The following is an 18,142-nucleotide window of genomic DNA, read 5'->3' as shown; positions in this document are numbered from 1 at the left end:
GTTATTCCCACTAAAAAAATTAATAAAATCCTGCGAAAAATACTACATATTCTGCTTGGCTGTCTTCGGGGATTGCTTCATAGAAAAGGCCGCTCCCTGGGGGAGCGGCCTTTTATTAAGGTTTTTGTTACGTGTATTCCATTAAAGCTCCTTTTGGCGACTTGGCATCTAACTCGTTTTAATTTTAGCCGCCAAAATCATTGTGCCGCGTGGTTGATCCCCCAGCGCATCCGGTTCAAGCGTGATCGCTACGGTGTCATAATCGTTTGCGGAATCCAGCGTGTAATAGACCGCTCCCGTACCGTCGTGACTTAGGAAAGTCCCGGCATTCTTAGGAGTATCCCCCTTGATGAGCCATACCTGAAATGCCTGATTACCTTCCAGAGCAGGCAGTTTCTCTGCCTGCACCACGAGGTGCGTGCCTTTGCTATCGATCACGATGGTCGCCAGACCTTGAGCAACAATATCTTGCGTTGCCGGGCTCAGCTTGACGGCCTCGCCCGTTTTCATGCCCTGCGCAGGCGCCACAGCTGAAGCGAGTTGCTCTTGCAACTGTGCATTCTGCGCTTGCGCCTGAGCCAGCTGCTCCTGCGCGGCCGATACGCCTTCGGCTTGCTGCGTCAGCAAGTCGATGCGGCTCTGCAGCTGCGCCGTGTACACGCCGAGCACCAGCGCCGCTGCCGCGAGGCCCGCACTGGCTGCGCGCCAAGCGCGGCCACCGCGCGCACGTGCGCGCGTACCTGGCTGCCCCAGCTGTGCCTGGGCAGCCTCTTCGGCCCGGGCCGCAGGCACCGCCGCTGGCGGCAAGCCAGGCCCGGGCTGCGCCGCACGCTCATGCTGCGGCGCAAGGTCTTCTTGAAGCACCGCGGATGCGGGTGCTTCAGGTTGCTGCGCAGGAGTCGCAGCCGGCGTCGCGCCGGTGCTCTCCTGCGCCTGACCGAGCACGTTGCCCAGCACGCGTGCTCGCATGCCCGGCGGCGGTGCCACTGGGTCCGCCGCAAGTGGCAGGGAGCCGGTTACCTCCTGCAATTCCCTTACCTCCTGACGACAAGCTTCGCAATTCGACATATGTGCTTCGAATGCCGCCACTTCCTCTGCTTCCAGTCCGCCCAGCACATACATCGGTGCCAGATCAGACCACTCCTCATGTCGTTCTATCATGGATGTATGCCCTCCCTTCCCGCGTCCGGATGCAATTCAGCATCAGCAAGTAACTTCTGGAGCTGACGCATGGCAAGCCTGACACGGCTCTTCACCGTACCCAGCGGAATCCCGAATCGGCTGGATACCTCTTGTTGCGTTAAACCTGCATAATATATCGATTCAATCACTTGCTTCTGGTCCTCGTTCAATTGGGTCAATGCCTCTTTAATACGTGTGCCTTCCCATTTGCGCTGGACCTCTTCTTCTGTATTTGTATATTCGTCAGCATACGCCGCCAGTGTCTCATTCTCAACTGGAGTGGTTGCTGCTCCTTTCGATCTCCGCCTCAGCATGTCCACTGCGATATTGCGCGTAATCGCGAACATCCACGTGGTCAGCTTCCCCTGTGAGGCATCAAATCGTTCCGCCTTGTTCCAGATGCGCAGGAAAAGTTCCTGCACGGTCTCCTCTGCCGTCATCGAATCACCAACAATTCGGTAAGCAAAAGAATAGACGGCCCGTTCATATCGGTCATATAGCAGTTCCAGTGCAGAAGCATCACGCTCTGCAATTCGTTGCATCAACCTGCTGTCCTCTATCGATTCAGTCATCCGAGGGCCCCTTTCTGTATCTTCCCTCATATTATAACCTACGCAGAAACGTTTGAAGAGGATTACCCTCAATAACATTTTTTTGAGATATTTCTTCTAAACTCCGGACTCAAATGAAGGCTTAAACCCGTGCCTCAGGAGTTATCCTTCCTTTTTATTGCAATAAATTACAGACTGTGGTATGATATAAAAGTTGTATAAACAACCTCATATGATTTTCTGTCTTCTTTTTAACCCCGGAATATTTTCTTCATGCTGCGACCGCAGCGAATATGCTAACTAACCTATGGAGATTGACGAACCTGAATCACAATAACCCGGTAGACTAAGGGTTTACAAGATGTTCCCATTCACACTGGCGCGGTCATCGGAGCCGCAAGGACAAAAGAGAGGTAGGGCTTTTGTTGTTTTGGATATCATTTATTCTTGAGAAGATTGAAAACATACATCAAGCACCCGGAATTGGGTTCCGGGTGCTTTTCTATATCCAATTCTCTTTATCGCTTTTGGAGAAAACCGGTACACGTTCCCCGCTCCCTGAGAAAAGCACGTCTTAAAAAAAAGATAACCCCGGCTTACTGCCGGAGTTAACACGTTAATGATTCCGTTATATTCTTTCGAGAAAGATTCTTATAAGAAACGGATCTGAATTGCATGATCCAGTCAGGCTTTCCGATCAGCCCGATGTTGCAGTCCACGTTTGGACCGCGGCCTCTCAGCAGAGGGATTAGATAAACATGGTTTTAGAGATGATTACGAGCAGAATGAATAAAACAAGAATGGTTCCCATGGAGCTCCACACGCCAGCACCACAGGCAGGTGAACAACCATGGTGGTATCCTTGCACCATCGGTGCTTGATTTGGCTGGTAGCCATAAGGCATTGTTCCGTAATTGTACATGTCTTGACCTGGATATTGGTATCCGTACATATGTTCATGCCCTCCTTGTTGTCCGTAAACTTGCCCCTGTCCGTTCGGTGAGTTCGGTTTAACTTCGCTCATCGTCATGCCTCCTTAACATTTGCCTACACCTTAAGCTATGTATTTGCCCTATACGGTGACCGGGCTATGGCCCTCATGATCTCAAAATAGGCGTTTAACCACTGATAAATAAACTACACCTTGCTTCCGTTACAACGATTAGGGGACTGAACTCTCTTTCCTTCCCCAACGGTGCTTGTCCAGTCTCATAAAACCCTGCCGGTTACCCGGCAGAGCAAGACACATTATACCCAGAAAGACTTAGTGATGATTACGAGCAGAATGAACAACACCAGGATTGCTCCAGTGGAAGTCCAGCCGCCGTATCCCATTCCTCCTACTTCACCCATCTTAAACCCTCCCTTACGTGTAAATTTACAAAACCGTTTATTAGATCAGGAATGCTTTAGAGATGATCACCAGCAAGATAAAGAGAACCAGAATCGCGCCAGTCGATGTCCATGCACCGCCGTATCCACCAACTACTCCACTCATGTAAAACCCTCCTTTGATTTGAGGTACAGTTCACTATATGCATCGGACGCACAACCGACCGGGCGCAGATGTAAAATGGGCTGACTTCCAGTTTTGACTACATTCTTCACCAGGAAGAATAGTATTAATTGAGCTTATAAATATATCCTTTATTGTCTTTCGCTTACCTTAATTAATACTTAGTGTTATAATTTATTAGATTTGTAGCCTTTATGTTCCTAATATTGATATATGCTATCCATTTATTCAGAAGGGCTGCTATTCTAAAATCTATACGGAAGGGAGTATTTCAGCTTGTTTTGAGCAATGTGTCCATTATTACAAAGTACAGTAGTTTCTAGATTGAACCATTCGAACCATTCAATATCAATCATTAAATGTCTGATTAGATTGAGTAAGTAACCTACAAATGACCAACATTTATTTTGCAGAATAAAAAGTACAAATTTTAGAGTTTGGTATTTCACCTGATGACCGGAGTAAAAAAACCCAACCGATGGGAAGCATACTAGGGGATTAGAAAAATGAAAAAACGGGTTATGATTCTTGCTTTAACTGTATTGCTCAGCGCTTGTGGTAATTCGGAGACAACTAAAACAGCTGACAACAAGCCCTCGGAAACAACGAATGCTGCTGAAACTGTCAAAGCTGAAGCTAAAGAAACAAAATATACTACATATAACGGTGAAGGATTTTCGTTCTCATATCCGGAGTCTTGGGAAAGTGTAGATACAAGTCAAATGCACGCAGCAGTGAAGGGCGCGTTCTCAGACCAATCAGGAACAAAGAAGTTTGCAGATAACATTAATCTAACGATCGAAGCCAACACATCAGGTTCAATCAACCCTGAGGAATTTGCTAATAACACAGCTGACTATTATGTAAAGAATGGCGCATCTATTGGTATATCTGATTATAAAAAGACCAATTTTAGCATCAAGCCTTATAAAGACATAAATGCAGGCGTACTGGAAGGAAGTTATACTCATTCCTCTGGAACCAATGTAGTTCTAGTTCAGTACATGATTCCAACAAATACAGACCTGTATACCTTGACGTTAACTTATGGCAAAGAATCATATCATTCAGATGAAGTGAGTGATATTCTTAATTCCTTGAATATTACTTCTCCGCTGGCGCAAACAGCTGTAAATACATCTGCTGCAGATTCATCGGCCGCAGCAACTGCTGCTGATTTCTTTAACGATCTTACATTATCCGTCTCATCTGAGACAGCCGTGATGGAGCAAGCATCTTATAATTTTCTCGCAAAACATACCGACCTGTTCCCAGCAGATACTGCTGAGCTTCGCAAAAAGGTCAAAGGACTTGTTAAAGCCGATGTAACCACCCGACATCTCAATAAAAATGTAGCCAACTACTATGAAAATTTTGTAAAAATAAGCGGACAGGTTATTCAGGTGGAAGAAGACAATTCACTTGGATCACCCATTTCTATCTTGCTGTTAGAGGACGATTACGGAAATTATATTACAGCCATATATCCTGCCTCGACCGGAGACTTGCTTGATGGGGACTATGCCACTGTTATTGGCGCACCTATCGCTAACTACTCCTTCGACAATGTTAGTGGCGGATACACCAATTCTACTATAGTAGGTGCATCTTTAATCGTTGCTGAATAATACAAACCAAGAATAGGTACAAACAGGCCAGCTTAATTAAGTTTAAGCCGGCCTGTTTGGTGTAAAGTTCTTTTTTTGAATGCACATGATCACAAAACCTTGAACTGTTTTCTCGATGTAGATACCCCGGTTTACATTTGGCAACTGGCTTATCATTCTTGATATAGGACAGAGCACCGCGTATTTTGAGTCATTTGTCAAAACTCAAAAACGGCAAGCCCCTATTGAGACTTACCGCGTAAAATGGGTTTTATTCCGTTTCTCAATTCGGCCTGTTGTGTAGTGAAATCAGCTTATCTTGTACGGATTGCAGTTTCTGCACGCTGGAAGCATCCGGTTTATCACGCCGGTCATCGATTTTCACGGATGTGGAGACACGCTGGGCTCCTGACAGAAACGGAGCTTCATGTAAAGCCGCGATGGCGGTGAAAACTTCATTTAGCGGACCTTCAATAATGGTGCTCATCGAAGTTAACTGATATGTAATGCCACGTTGTCTTTCCAATATCTTTTGCATGTCTGCTACATAACTGCTCAGACTGGTGGTTCCTGTTCCAATCGGAATAACGGTTACTTCTGCAATTGCCACTTCGCTCTGCCTCCTCTGGGCACCGTTCGAACCGTTGCCGCTCAAGTTTTAGTCGAGTTTTGACTGATTTTATTTTACCAGTTTAAAGTGCTCCAATTCAAACTGACGTTATGACGTCATTCCAAATCCCGTAAATTTTTTTTCGCAGAATCTTCAAATCTTCCAGTCCTTTTCCTTTGCGGATTTCTGGCTTAGATGGTATACTCGGAATTACGTTTTAAGGTTTCCTCCCTGTTTACAAACACTATATGTTGGGGTACATTAGTATAACAACAACAAAATATAGTGAAACGGGATACCCCACTTCTTATAACCAGCATCTGGAATCTATCGAAAAACAAGATGAAATCACCTCCAAAGGCACGTCCCTGTAGGTGTAAATCGCTTTCTCGAAGACAGGGCTGGCATGGAGGTTAACGGGGCTGTTTGGACTGCGTCCGTTAACATTATTCACAGGTATGAAATGATCAGACAAAAGCTTACATACAGCAACTTGTTCTGTCGAAGGCATGCATAGATAAGACTGTCAAAAACCAGAACATGAATGGGCATTTTCAGCCGTAAGGCAAGGGGAATGCTTTTTGTATGAGCAGGTTCTGTCCACTCCTTGTCGCATGATTTCATCCCAAACGTATCTGGTTACTGCCACTGTAGTCCGCAAAATCCGAATTTTACTCACCGTTGTAGACCTCCAATTCTTATTTTCAAAGAATTGTTTAATTTATTTTTTTATCATTATCTTTTTATCATGTGAAAGCGAGGAATATTCATGCCACAAGTTGTGACCAAGCCGAACAATCGCCAGCTTGCCTTTGACGAGATGCGTATCTCGGTATATGCCGACCGTATCCTGGAAGGACTGGACATGCTCGACAAGGAACGTCTGGTTCGCGGAGTAACGAGCAAACTTCGTCGTGACGAAGTTACCGGAGATGAGATCAGCAATGCTTTTATGATGAGCGCTCTGGAACTGGTAACGAAAGAAGAGCCGAACTGGAAATTTGCAGCAGCGAGATCCCTGCTTACTTCCCTTTACAAAAAAGCGGCAACCAACCGCAGATACAAATCCTACCCGGACGAACCTTATGGTGCATTCCATCCGCTGATCGTTGACCTTGTCAAAAAAGGCATCTATCGCGAAGAGTTGCTGGAATGTTACACCAAGGAACAGATCGACGAACTTGCGGAGTGCATTGACTATCGCAACGATCTGCTCTTCGATTACATCGGTTTGCTCACACTGGCTGAGCGTTACCTCGCCAACGATTTTGATGGAAAAGTCATGGAATTGCCACAGGAGCGTTACATGGTCATTGCCATGTACCTGATGCACCAGGAACCTGCTGACAAACGTATGGATCTGGTGAAAGAAGCCTACTGGGCGATGAGCAACATGTATATGACGGCAGCTACGCCGACAATGTCCAACGCAGGTAAAAAGGTAGCCGGACAGCTCTCCAGCTGTTTCATCGACACAGTAGATGACTCGCTCGAAGGGATCTTTGATTCCAATACAGACGTAGCTCGTTTGAGCAAAATGGGCGGCGGCATCGGCGTGTACCTCGGTAAAGTCAGAGCACGTGGTTCAGACATCCGCGGTCACAAAAACACAAGCTCAGGCGTTATTCCTTGGATTCGCCAGTTGAACAACACAGCAGTAAGCGTAGACCAGCTTGGCACACGTAAAGGTGCGATTGCGGTTTACCTGGACGTTTTCCATAAAGATATCCTGGCATTCCTCGACCTGAAGCTGAACAACGGCGACGAGCGGATGCGTGCACATGACGTTTTCCACGGGATCTGTCTGCCTGACCTGTTCATGGAGCGTGTCGAAAGTCGTGGTGAATGGAGCTTGTTCTGCCCGCACGAGACGAAAAAAGTGATGGGCTGGAAAGATGAGAACGGCCGTGCACTGGGTCTGGAAGACTTCTACGATGAAACTCAGGGTCAAGGTACATTCCGCGAGAAATACGAAGAAGCCGTGAATCATCCGCTGTTGTCCCGTATTACGGTACAAGCAATCGACATCATGAAACGTGTCATGAAATCACAGCTTGAAACAGGTACACCGTACATGTTCTACCGTGACACTGTAAATCGTTCGAACCCTAACCGGGCACATGGCATGGTGTATTCATCCAACCTGTGTACTGAAATTATGCAGAACCAATCCGCTACCGTGGTGGAAAAAGAAGAACTGGTGACCAAGGATGGTCAGACACGCATCGTGATCTCCAAAGTGCCTGGTGACTTCGTCGTCTGCAACCTGAACTCGATCCACTTGGCTCGCGCGGTACCTCATAACGTACTGGAGCGTCTGATTCCGATTCAGGTTCGTATGCTGGACAACGTTATTGACATCAACAACATTGAGGTGCTTCAAGCCCAATACACGAACAGTCAGTATCGCGCTGTTGGTCTGGGAACGTTCGGATTGCATCACCTGCTTGCGCTCGAAGGCATTCGTTGGGAATCCGAAGAAGCTGTTACCTATAACGATAATCTGTATGAAAAAATTAACTATTTGCTCGTTCAAGCCAGCATGGAACTGTCCAAAGAAAAAGGACATTATCCGAAGTTCAAAGGCTCCGACTGGGAAAGTGGTCATTACTTCGATCAACGCGAGTACACAACGGGTGAGCGCGTAGGCGAATTCGTAACTACAGATCAATGGAAAGAACTGCAATCACAAGTCAAACAAAACGGCGTACGTAACGCATGGATGTTTGCTATCGCACCAAACGGTTCCACCTCCATCATCGCCGGTTCAACAGCAAGTATCGATCCACTTTATGAGCTGTTGTCCTATGAAGAGAAAACAACATACAAAATTGCCAACCCGGCACCGGATCTTTCCGAAAAAACGATCTGGTACTACAAAACGGCATTTATGGTGGATCAACATGCTTCCATCAATATGGCTGCTGCCCGTCAGCGTCACGTTGACCAAGGTCAAAGCTTCAACCTGTATGTTCGTCCGGATATTAAGGCGACGGAGTTCCTGGAATTGCATCTTCACGCTTGGAGAGCCGGCATGAAATCGACCTATTATGTTCGTAGCCGTGCATTAACGATCGAGGAATGTGATTCCTGCGCAAGCTGATCCACATAAGAATGGTAACATCGTGATGGATATGGGCACCTCCATTCTGTCACGCTGATCTTGATGACCACCGGGGCATCCCTGTTTTGAATGCAAAATAGCGTTGCCCTGGTTCTTTTTTGCCCAAAACCTGACCACAGCATCGCAAGATGTTAAATATATGCCAGCCAAAACAGTACAAGCTTGTTCTGTCATCATCGTTATATAGTTTAAATTCATTCAAGGAGTGAACGGATTATGCAAGTACAGAAAATTTTCAATACCGAAGCGCCTAACCAATCGACACGTATTATTGAAGGTGAATGCTCGGGTATCCTGAACTGGAACGACATTCGTATGCCTCATATGTACAAATTGTACAAAGTATTGTTGCTTAACCACTGGATCGCTGACGAGATTCCGATGTCCAAGGATGCTTCCCAATTTGCCCAACTGGACGAAGAAGAGAAACGTACGTTCAAAATTAACATCTCCCTGCTGGCTGTACTGGATTCCATGCAAACGATGTTTGTTGGTGACGTGAAACGTTATTTTACCGACTCTTCCCTTGAAGCGATCTCGGCGATCATCGGACAACAGGAAGTTGTGCATAACCAATCCTACTCCTACGTTCTGTCTTCCATCGTTTCCGATCAGGAGCAGAAAGAGATTTTCGAATATTGGAAACATGATCCGGTGTTGCTGGACCGCAACCGTTTCATCGCGGATATTTATCAAAGCTTCCGGGACAACCCGTCTCCACAGACGTTCTTCCAAGCGATGGTTGCTGACTTGATTCTCGAAGGTATTTTCTTCTATAGTACATTTGCGTTCTTCTATAACCTGGCTCGTGACCAGAAAATGATGGCAACCAGCCAGATGATCTCGTACATCCAGCGGGATGAAAATCAGCACTGCTACTTCTTCGCGGAAGTGTTCAAACAGTTGCTGGTAGACTTCCCTGAACTGAACACACCAGAAAACATGGACTACGTGTACAAAACGATTGACCGCGCAGTTGAGCTGGAAACGAACTGGGCACATTATACACTCAGCAACGTTCGCGGCATCGACCTGAACGAGCTGGAAGACTACATTAAATACACAGCGAACAAACGCTTGCGTCTAATGGGTATGGAAAAGGCATATGAAGGCGTTGACGTGAACTGCATGCCTTGGATCAAACCTTTCTCCGACGAAGCGCTGAACGCAACGAAAACAGACTTCTTCGAAGCCAAATCCCGTAACTACGGTAAAGTCGGCGACGATAACGGATTTGACGATTTGTAGAATAACGTCTAACACTGCACACTCTCTCATGCTGGGAAGCTTTACGGCTACCCGTATGAGAGAGTGTTTTTTTGTCTCTAAACCTTGTAAAATAGTGGGTAGAGTTTCCTATTCTTTCACGATGAAATGAGGTCTAATCATGGATAGAGAGTTGCTGGAACAGATTAATGTTTGGCATGAACAGGAAGACTATGCGCTCATCGTTAAACGTATTGAGGCATTACCCGAATCCGAGCAGGATGCCGAAACGATCGGACAGCTTGCAAGAGCATATAACAATTTGGAAGAGTATCGCACAGCCATTAAACTATTACAAGGCGTTAAGGAACAAGGCCAACTAGACCCGTTATGGCACTTCCGGTTAGGTTATGCCTACTGTTACGTCGCTGAATACAAGCTGGCACAGGCAGCTTTTGAAGAAGCGAATCGACTTGAGCCCAATGATGAGTCTACCCTGGAATACCTGGACTGGATTCGCCCGAAAGCAGCTAAAATGGATCGGGATCGCATTCGCTGGGAGACGGAGCAGGCAGAGTGGGAGCAAAGCGGAACACTAAACCAGCTTCAGGTTGCTTCAGGCACATACGATCCCGCAACATTCTGGCGGTATAGCGATTATGCGCAAGATAACCATGTGTCTTCTCCTTTTGACGAGGAATTAATTCAATCCATTGAACAGGAACTCGGCTACAAACTGCCAGCTTCCTATATCCAGCTAATGAAAACGCAAAATGGCGGTTTTCCTGCGCGCACAACGTTTCCGACCCAAGAAGGTACAAGTTGGGCAGAGAATCATATCGCCATTACAAGCATCTTGGGTATTGGACGGGATAAGATGTATTCCCTTGGTGGAGAGTTCGGCAGTCGCTTTATGATCGAAGACTGGGGATACCCTGACCTCGGGGTTGTCATCTGTGATTGCCCGTCTGCCGGTCATGATGTCGTCATGCTGGACTATCGCTTCTGCGGCCCTCAAGGCGAACCTTGTGTCGTTCATGTGGATCAGGAAAGCGATTATGAAATTACTTATCTGGCACCGAATTTCGAAGTTTTCATTCGGGGTTTGCTGGACGAAGAGGATTTTAATTTGCTTGACGAGGAAGGCTCTGACTCTCTTGATGAAGAACAAGCAATTACTGCTGTATTCACTGAGAACCAAAGCGTGTCAACCTTCTCTAAAGAAGCCATTGCCCCTTTTAGGTTCATTGATGCAGGAACCAATTCCTATTCCGTGATTCTGAATGCAGGTACATATCTTCAAGACGTATTTGACTCACGCGCAGATGAAGGTTTCGAAGGTGGCGGGTACGATTGGGCCTCCCTCGCATCTGTCTTTCTTGAAGAAAAGATGCCTCATCTGACTTCGGTTATTCGTTTCGATCCGGAAGCGGATATGTTCTGTGCTTATACAGATGACAAAGAAGCGCTCATATCCTTTATTCTCGGATTCAAGCAGGCATGTGAGCAACGTGATCTTATTCTCGACCTGTTTTCAAGAGCGGAGCTGGACTAAACAGAAGATAAGGAGCCCTTTTATGACGACTCGCATTTACTTTGCTTCCAATAGTCTCGGTCATGTCTCGGAGCCCGATCTGCAACGGGCACTTGATCATTTCAATCTCGGGAAATTAGTCCATTCTCACCGGACAGCTGAAGGGGTGATGGGGCAAACCCTGCTCATTCAAACTACGCAAGGCGAGTTTATTCTGAAAGGCAATCCGTTATACAACGGACAGTTTCAGGAAGAGCAATTTTTCGTGGAACAACTGGCGGCGCGCACTACCATCCCTGTGCCTGTTCCCTATCGGATTCAGGAGGACACGCAGCTACTGGGCTGGAGTTACGTAATCATGCCCAAGTTGCCTGGAAACCATCTATATGATCCTGTTTTCCAAACGACTCTAACTTCACAAGATCATAAAGACATTACAGATGTACTGGCTGAAACGTTAGCCGAGTTGCATCACTGGAAAGTTCCGGATGCCGGAGAATACGATCCTGTGGCAGACAAAATCATGCCTTTTGCCGGCTCGTATCTGGACTGGCTGTACGGAAGCATCCGCCACTGGTTACATGATGCGGAGAAGTACTCTGTCATTACTGACGATGATGTATGCTGGGTGGATGAGCAATTGAGACAGTCCGAGTCTGCTTTTTTAGTCTCGACGGTTCATGAATTTGTCATGGGAGATTTCAAAGTTGAGAACTTTCTTATCCAAAAAACAGATCCGCCTGCATCCTCTTGGAGAATCAGTGGATTATTTGATTTTACGACGGCCTATTTTGGTGATGGCACAGCCGATCTGACTAAAATAACCGCAAGATACCTCCGGGAAGACAGGCCTGATCTGGCCGCGAGATTTCTTCATCATTACCGGGAAAACGTCTGTGCAGACGATGTGGAAAAATGTAAACATTTTCGTTCGCGCCTTCTGATTCACCTATTGTATCAACGTATTCTATGGTGGGGTGAGGCGAAGGCGACAGGACAAGTGACCTGGGAAGCTGATCTACCTTTTGCTCCGTGGGCAGAGCGGTATATCGAGAAGGTACTCTCTTTGCTGGACTGAACGTTCTGATTGTAATACAAGCATGCGGCTTGTAGGTGCTAAAGGAATCCGTGACTACCAGATGATATATAAATAACAACTTCATGTGATTGACTTGAAACAAAAATAGCCAGTGATCCTTGTGATCACTGGCTATTATTTGTTGCTCTATAGTAGACTCCATGTCTGTATGAGCTACCTCTTGTCACCCTCATACGAATGATCCACTGAAGTCTATGGTGATCAAATGATTCGAATTAAACTTGTGCAACAGGAGTCTCTTGATGCTTTTGCAAAAACTCTACCATTTTACGATAAACTAAAATTTCATTTGTTTTTCTGGAGAAACCATGGCCCTCATCATCCAATACGATGTACTCGACGTCTACACCTTTCTCCTGAAGTGCGGCTACAATCTGATCCGATTCAGCCTTGACCACCCTTGGATCGTTGGCCCCTTGAATGACTAGCATCGGGTTCACCATCTGATCCAGATACGTAATCGGGGAATCTTTGGTTAAGCGTTCACGGTCACGTACCGGATCACCCAGCCATCTGTCCATCATTGGCTTCCAATCCTCCGGTACAGATTCCAGGAAAGTAAACAGATTGCTTGGGCCAAAGATATCAACTGCTGCACGGAACAGCTCTGGATGACGACCTGCAAGTAGCAGCGTCATGTAACCTCCATAACTACCGCCTACCACAAATAAACGCTCTGGCGAGCTAATCCCCTGATCAAACAACCACCCAATGCCTGCAACACAGTCCAGTCTCGGTCCTTCGCCCCAATCCCGATTAACCATCTTCACGAATTCAGCACCATATCCTGTGCTACCCCGGAAGTTCGGAGCGAAGATATTGTACCCTTGTGCAAGCAACAACTGAAACATCGGACGGAAAAACTTGGCTTCCGATGCCTGTGGCCCGCCATGTGGCCAGAATACACTGTATCCGTTCGCCTGCTCCGGCTTCGCTTTGAACAGCAATGCTTCAATCTCCAGCCCGTCATAGGAATGGTATCGCACGACATCTGGATATACGAGATCATCCGGGTTCAGACCGGTTACTCGATTGGCCGTTAACGGCTCCCAGGACTCACTATCTGCAACAAGTCGATAGATATTATGCGGCTGCACAGCACCACGTCCGAGAATATACACGTTACCGGATTTGGTCACGTTCACCTGTTCAATCGTATCGAGCGGCATGTCCATGCGGCGAGGTTTTCCAGTACCTTTTTCCAGCGCATACATATGATACTCCGGCCCGGTCAGTGTCCAGATATATAACGTTTCAGTTGCCTCATGCCAGCGGATTTCATCTACATCTTCACCCTCAATATGACACAACGCACGGAATTCTCCCGTATCTATGACATACTCAGCTACATAGGCATATGCCGAGTTATCGTTGGTAATCAGCAACAAACGGTCATTACCTGCAAATAGAACATATGGAACCTGACTCTGCCGCTCCGTAACCGGTACTATGGCATGAGATTCTCCGTTCCGGTGCAGATGAGCAGTCTGATACGTGTTGGAGTACATTTTCAGGATTACATAGGCTTCTTCATTGGGACTTACCGCAATCAGGCTGCTGGTTACCTCTTCTCCCTGATACAAAAGCTCGTCTTCACCAGTCTCCAGGTCACGAAGGCGTGCATTCATATAATTCGGATTGCCTGAACTGGTGTTATAATATAACCGTTTTCCGTCCTCAGATAAATGAGCATAATAACAGCGGTCATTCGGATCAGCTGGGACAATCGGAAGCGGAACTCCCCCCTCCGGTGGCAACGCATAGAGGTGATAGTTTTCGTTCCCATCTCGATCAAAAGCGGTCAGCAGATGACGCCCTTGCGGATCAGCTTTAATAAATTGACTGCTTTGGTTCAAATACGTCAGTGGATACGGATACCCTCCCGGCAAGTCCATCGCCCAGATATTCGGCTGACCATTCAGGTTGCTATCCATATACAACTTTTTCTCATCCGCTGATACGGCAAAATGCGAAATACGATACGTCTGAAAATACTGCTCTACATCCGGTTTCGGAAACTGAATCATGACAAACCTCCTTAAGATTAAACCCATGAATTTAACATTGGTAAATTAAGGTTCCATTTGTCCAGTTTATCGTTTATTCCATTGTTTTCACAATAGATATGTGAGCTTTGATTCCATTTTCTTTTTTTATTTGTACATACCTCATGAATAAAAGGTCATATGCGGTTTAGCCTCACGATAATAGTCCAACCGCTTCTTCAAGCTGCCTGTATGTAGTTCAAATAGATGCCCGTCCGGGTCTGTAAAATAAACCGATCTCCCATCCCGCTCATCTCTCGCTCTTCCTGGAATAATATCGGCTCCTGCAGCTCGTAGTTGCTCCACGGATGCGTCAAACTCTTCTTCTTTTACCGTAAATGCGATATGGGTATAGGTTCGTTCCGTATAATTCCGAAGCACATCCTCCTGATTCAAAGCAATCCAGAGGCCCGCCAGTTCGAAGTAGGCCAGTTTGCGTCCTTTCACCTGAATTCGGGCACCGAGAGCCTGCTCAAAGAACGTAATAGATCGCTCCAGATTCGATACGGAAAAGCACAAATGATTAATTCCCTGAATGTTCATAGGGCTCCTGACACCTCCATCAAATTTAAAGGGTTACTCCCTTATTATGGTATATATTTTCGGTAGAACACAAGCTTATAGCACGGCCAAACTGCATCTTTTTCGGGATGAATGCATAGGGTAGGCTTATCAAGGAACGTTCGAGGAGGATATGCAAACCATGAACCCTGTCTATCCATTTTACGGTGAGAAGACGGTATGCAAACCACAGAAGTTAGCTTTTCCGCCCCAGCATCAGGATCAGCAGCCCGGTCTGGAATCGCTGATGGTGCCCGAACCGATCAGTGAAGACCCTGCTTATATTGGCAGTTGCAAACTGCAAGGCAAAGTTGCGATTATCACAGGCGGCGATAGTGGTATCGGTCGGGCGGCGGCGATTGCTTTTGCCAAAGAAGGTGCAGATGTTGTGATCGCTTATTTATATGAACGAACGGACGCGGAATGGACACGTGACCGAATCGTGGAGCTGGGTCAGCGCTGTCTGCTCATCGAGACGGATCTTCGGCTAAAACCAAACTGCGAAGCCGTCATTCGCAAGACAATGGAAATGTTCGGGAAGATCGATGTACTGGTCAACAACCACGCCGTGCAGTATGTACAGCAAAGCATTGTCGACATCACCGAGGAGCAGCTCTATCATACGTTTCAAACAAATGTGTTCTCGTATTTCTTCCTGATCCAGTCTGCCCTTCCCCATCTGTGCCAAGGGGCGTCCATCATCAACACCGCCTCCATTACAGCTTACAAAGGTGATGTGAGGCTCATTGATTATTCATCGACCAAAGGCGCTGTCGTCTCCCTCACCCGTGTACTCTCCCAATCGCTGGCTGACAAAGGCATTCGTGTAAACGCCGTGGCTCCGGGGCCCATCTGGACTCCGCTTATTCCAGCCAGCTTCTCGGCTGAAGATGTGCAGGTATTCGGCACCGATACACCTATGGGCCGAGCAGGTCAACCTTACGAGCTAGCTGCAGCCTATGTCTATTTGGCGTCACGCGATTCCTCCTACGTCACCGGCGAATGCATCCATGTCAACGGTGGCGATATGGTTACAACTTAAGGGCTACTGGCATGAGTATGTGTACATTCAAACGGCTTTGCTTATATTCTATGTTCCTGCCCCATGATGTCAGGTTGGATTTGGATGTTTTGGCAGGAGATTGGCTTGTCGGTTGCGAAAAGGGTTAGAAGCTACACTCCGGTTAAACAACGGAATCTGACATCTCGTGACAAGGAGCTGATTGACGAATGAACTTTGATCCCCTCTACCAACCTTATTCCTCGTACCGTGTGCCGGTATACGCCAAGCAAGGCATGGTGGCTACGTCGCAGCCACTTGCTGCACAGGCTGGTCTGGATGTGTTGAAACAAGGCGGCAATGCGATTGATGCCGCCATCGCCACAGCGGCAGCACTCACCGTGCTGGAGCCGACCTCCAATGGCATTGGTGGCGATGCTTTTGCCCTCGTCTGGACGGAGGGCAAGCTACATGGCCTGAATGCCAGTGGACCTGCGCCTCAGAGCATTTCGATTGAGGCGCTACAGGCGGCAGGCTATACGGAGATGCCGAAGCTGGGGGTTGTGCCGGTGACGGTGCCTGGTGCACCGGCGGGTTGGGCGGAGCTGAGCCGTCGGTTTGGACGGCTCACGCTGGCGCAAGTGCTGGAACCGGCCATCCGCTATGCGGAGGAAGGTTATCCGCTTGCGCCGGGGCTGGCCCGCCACTGGGCACGGGCAGCCGAGGTCTATGCACGCCAAGGCGATGCGGAAGCAGGGCGTGCATGGTTTGAGACGTTTGCCCCTGGCGGGCGTGCACCCGCGGCGGGGGAACTATGGCGCTCGCCGGGCCATGCGGCCACGTTGCGCCGGATTGGCGAGAGCGAAGCGCGAGACTTTTACGAAGGAGAACTGTCGGAACGCATTCATGCTTTTATGGCAGAACACGGCGGTTACCTGACACGAGATGACCTGAAGGCTTTTCAGCCGGAATGGGTTGATCCGATCTCCGTTTCCTACCGGGGTTATGATGTATGGGAGATTCCGCCGAACGGGCAGGGACTCATCGCCCTATCCGCACTCAATCTACTGAAGGGATTCGACTTCGCCGAGAAGGAATCCGTCCTCAGTTATCACCGACAGCTGGAAGCGATGAAGCTGGCTTTTGCCGATGGAGAAAAATACATTACGGAAGAACGAAAAATGGGCGTATCCGTGGAAGATTTGCTGTCCGAAGCCTACGCCGCAGAACGGCGCAAGCTGATTGGCGATACCGCACGTGCACCCGAGGCAGGTGATCCACGCGGAAGCGGAACCGTTTATCTGGCCGCGGCAGACGGCGAAGGCAACATGGTTTCTTTTATCCAGAGTAACTATATGGGCTTTGGTTCAGGACTCGTGGTGCCAGGCACAGGTATCGCACTCCAGAACCGCGGACATAACTTCTCGCTGGACCCGCAACATGCGAATGCACTGGAGCCGGGTAAACGCACGTATCATACGATTATCCCCGGATTCCTCACCCAAGGCAGTGAAGCGGTCGGACCATTCGGGGTCATGGGCGGTTTCATGCAACCTCAGGGTCATGTGCAGGTCATTATGAATACGATTGATCATCATCTGAATCCGCAAGCCGCTCTCGATTCACCTCGCTGGCAGTGGATTAAAGACAAAACGATACTGGTCGAGCAAGGCTTCCCTTCTCACGTTGCCCAAGCGCTGGCTCGCAGAGGACATAATATCCAAACCGAGCTCGATTCGTCCCAATTCGGACGGGGGCAGATCATCTGGCGCAACCCGGACACAGGTGTGTTATGCGGCGGAACGGAAAGTCGGACGGACGGCTCGATTGCGGCGTGGTAGGAAATCCATAACGTGATGAATGTAAAGGTTGAGCAAGGCAATGTAAAGCAAAGCAGAGCAGAGTAGAGTAGGATTCTCGCTCTACTTTGCTTTTTTTGTTTTTTTACGGCATCACGATGCCAACTCATAAGTTCTTATAAGAATGATTAAACAACATAATTGTAAAAACTATGTATAATTCATGAAATAGATTTATATTTCTGTAAATTTTCATTAGAGATCGTAAAAAAACGGATTTTTTCACCGATATAGATAAAGGGAAAAAC

The 18,142-nt window shown here is 47.6% G+C and carries 15 protein-coding genes; 7 read left to right on the top strand and 8 right to left on the bottom strand.

Annotation, left to right across the window (positions count from 1 at the left end; all coding sequences use genetic code 11):
* Nucleotides 1-168: 168 nt before the first annotated feature.
* The 5 genes from ACT89M_RS02785 to ACT89M_RS02765 all read right to left on the bottom strand — a co-directional run bounded on the left by ACT89M_RS02785 (nucleotide 169) and on the right by ACT89M_RS02765 (nucleotide 3,231).
* A complete protein-coding gene (locus ACT89M_RS02785) occupies nucleotides 169-1,161 on the bottom strand; it encodes an anti-sigma factor (RefSeq protein ID WP_154891380.1) in 993 nt (330 codons plus the stop codon).
* On the bottom strand, nucleotides 1,158-1,754 hold the full coding sequence (locus tag ACT89M_RS02780; RefSeq protein ID WP_090918634.1) for an RNA polymerase sigma factor: 597 nt from the start codon (nucleotides 1,752-1,754) through the stop codon (nucleotides 1,158-1,160). The genes ACT89M_RS02785 and ACT89M_RS02780 overlap by 4 nt, the downstream gene beginning before the upstream one ends.
* A 727-nt stretch (nucleotides 1,755-2,481) precedes the next feature.
* Complete coding sequence (locus tag ACT89M_RS02775) at nucleotides 2,482-2,757, bottom strand: hypothetical protein (protein ID WP_308723050.1); 276 nt, start codon at nucleotides 2,755-2,757, stop codon at nucleotides 2,482-2,484.
* Between the two features lie 224 nt (nucleotides 2,758-2,981).
* A complete protein-coding gene (locus ACT89M_RS02770) occupies nucleotides 2,982-3,086 on the bottom strand; it encodes a YjcZ family sporulation protein (protein ID WP_222592193.1) in 105 nt (34 codons plus the stop codon).
* Between the two features lie 40 nt (nucleotides 3,087-3,126).
* Entirely contained in the window at nucleotides 3,127-3,231 is a 105-nt protein-coding gene (locus tag ACT89M_RS02765; RefSeq protein ID WP_017690880.1) for a hypothetical protein, read from the bottom strand.
* Between the two features lie 524 nt (nucleotides 3,232-3,755).
* Here ACT89M_RS02765 and ACT89M_RS02760 point away from each other — a divergent pair.
* Nucleotides 3,756-4,877 (top strand): PsbP-related protein, encoded by a 1,122-nt coding sequence (locus ACT89M_RS02760; RefSeq protein WP_308722971.1) that lies wholly within the window; start codon nucleotides 3,756-3,758, stop codon nucleotides 4,875-4,877.
* 262 nt (nucleotides 4,878-5,139) lie between these two features.
* On the opposite strand, the gene ACT89M_RS02755 is transcribed toward ACT89M_RS02760, so the two are convergent.
* On the bottom strand, nucleotides 5,140-5,466 hold the full coding sequence (locus ACT89M_RS02755; protein WP_090918642.1) for an MTH1187 family thiamine-binding protein: 327 nt from the start codon (nucleotides 5,464-5,466) through the stop codon (nucleotides 5,140-5,142).
* Nucleotides 5,467-6,235: 769 nt separating this feature from the next.
* Between ACT89M_RS02755 and ACT89M_RS02750 the strand changes: the two genes are divergently transcribed.
* From ACT89M_RS02750 to ACT89M_RS02735, 4 genes are all read left to right on the top strand, one after another.
* Nucleotides 6,236-8,569, top strand: a complete 2,334-nt coding sequence (locus ACT89M_RS02750; RefSeq protein ID WP_221790690.1) for a ribonucleoside-diphosphate reductase subunit alpha — start codon at nucleotides 6,236-6,238, stop codon at nucleotides 8,567-8,569.
* Nucleotides 8,570-8,806: 237 nt separating this feature from the next.
* A complete protein-coding gene (locus ACT89M_RS02745) occupies nucleotides 8,807-9,838 on the top strand; it encodes a ribonucleotide-diphosphate reductase subunit beta (RefSeq protein ID WP_090918646.1) in 1,032 nt (343 codons plus the stop codon).
* 139 nt (nucleotides 9,839-9,977) lie between these two features.
* Nucleotides 9,978-11,351 (top strand): Imm51 family immunity protein, encoded by a 1,374-nt coding sequence (locus ACT89M_RS02740; RefSeq protein WP_221790688.1) that lies wholly within the window; start codon nucleotides 9,978-9,980, stop codon nucleotides 11,349-11,351.
* Between the two features lie 22 nt (nucleotides 11,352-11,373).
* Entirely contained in the window at nucleotides 11,374-12,408 is a 1,035-nt protein-coding gene (locus ACT89M_RS02735) for a phosphotransferase family protein (RefSeq protein WP_221790687.1), read from the top strand.
* A gap of 236 nt (nucleotides 12,409-12,644) precedes the next feature.
* Here ACT89M_RS02735 and ACT89M_RS02730 read toward each other — a convergent pair whose 3' ends face one another.
* Together ACT89M_RS02730 and fosB are read right to left on the bottom strand one after the other, a co-directional pair.
* Nucleotides 12,645-14,456, bottom strand: a complete 1,812-nt coding sequence (locus ACT89M_RS02730) for a S9 family peptidase (RefSeq protein WP_308722972.1) — start codon at nucleotides 14,454-14,456, stop codon at nucleotides 12,645-12,647.
* A 141-nt stretch (nucleotides 14,457-14,597) separates the two neighbouring features.
* Nucleotides 14,598-15,017: a metallothiol transferase FosB gene (fosB, locus tag ACT89M_RS02725; protein WP_154960479.1), complete on the bottom strand. Its 420-nt coding sequence runs from the start codon at nucleotides 15,015-15,017 to the stop codon at nucleotides 14,598-14,600.
* A gap of 160 nt (nucleotides 15,018-15,177) precedes the next feature.
* Here fosB and ACT89M_RS02720 point away from each other — a divergent pair, with 160 nt between their 5' ends.
* A complete protein-coding gene (locus tag ACT89M_RS02720; protein ID WP_308722973.1) occupies nucleotides 15,178-16,077 on the top strand; it encodes an SDR family oxidoreductase in 900 nt (299 codons plus the stop codon).
* A 188-nt stretch (nucleotides 16,078-16,265) separates the two neighbouring features.
* Complete coding sequence (locus ACT89M_RS02715; protein ID WP_253498191.1) at nucleotides 16,266-17,876, top strand: gamma-glutamyltransferase family protein; 1,611 nt, start codon at nucleotides 16,266-16,268, stop codon at nucleotides 17,874-17,876.
* Nucleotides 17,877-18,142 lie beyond the last annotated feature (266 nt).

It is taken from the genome of Paenibacillus sp. NN59 (assembly GCF_057597225.1).
This window is presented reverse-complemented; position numbering and strand designations above follow the sequence as displayed.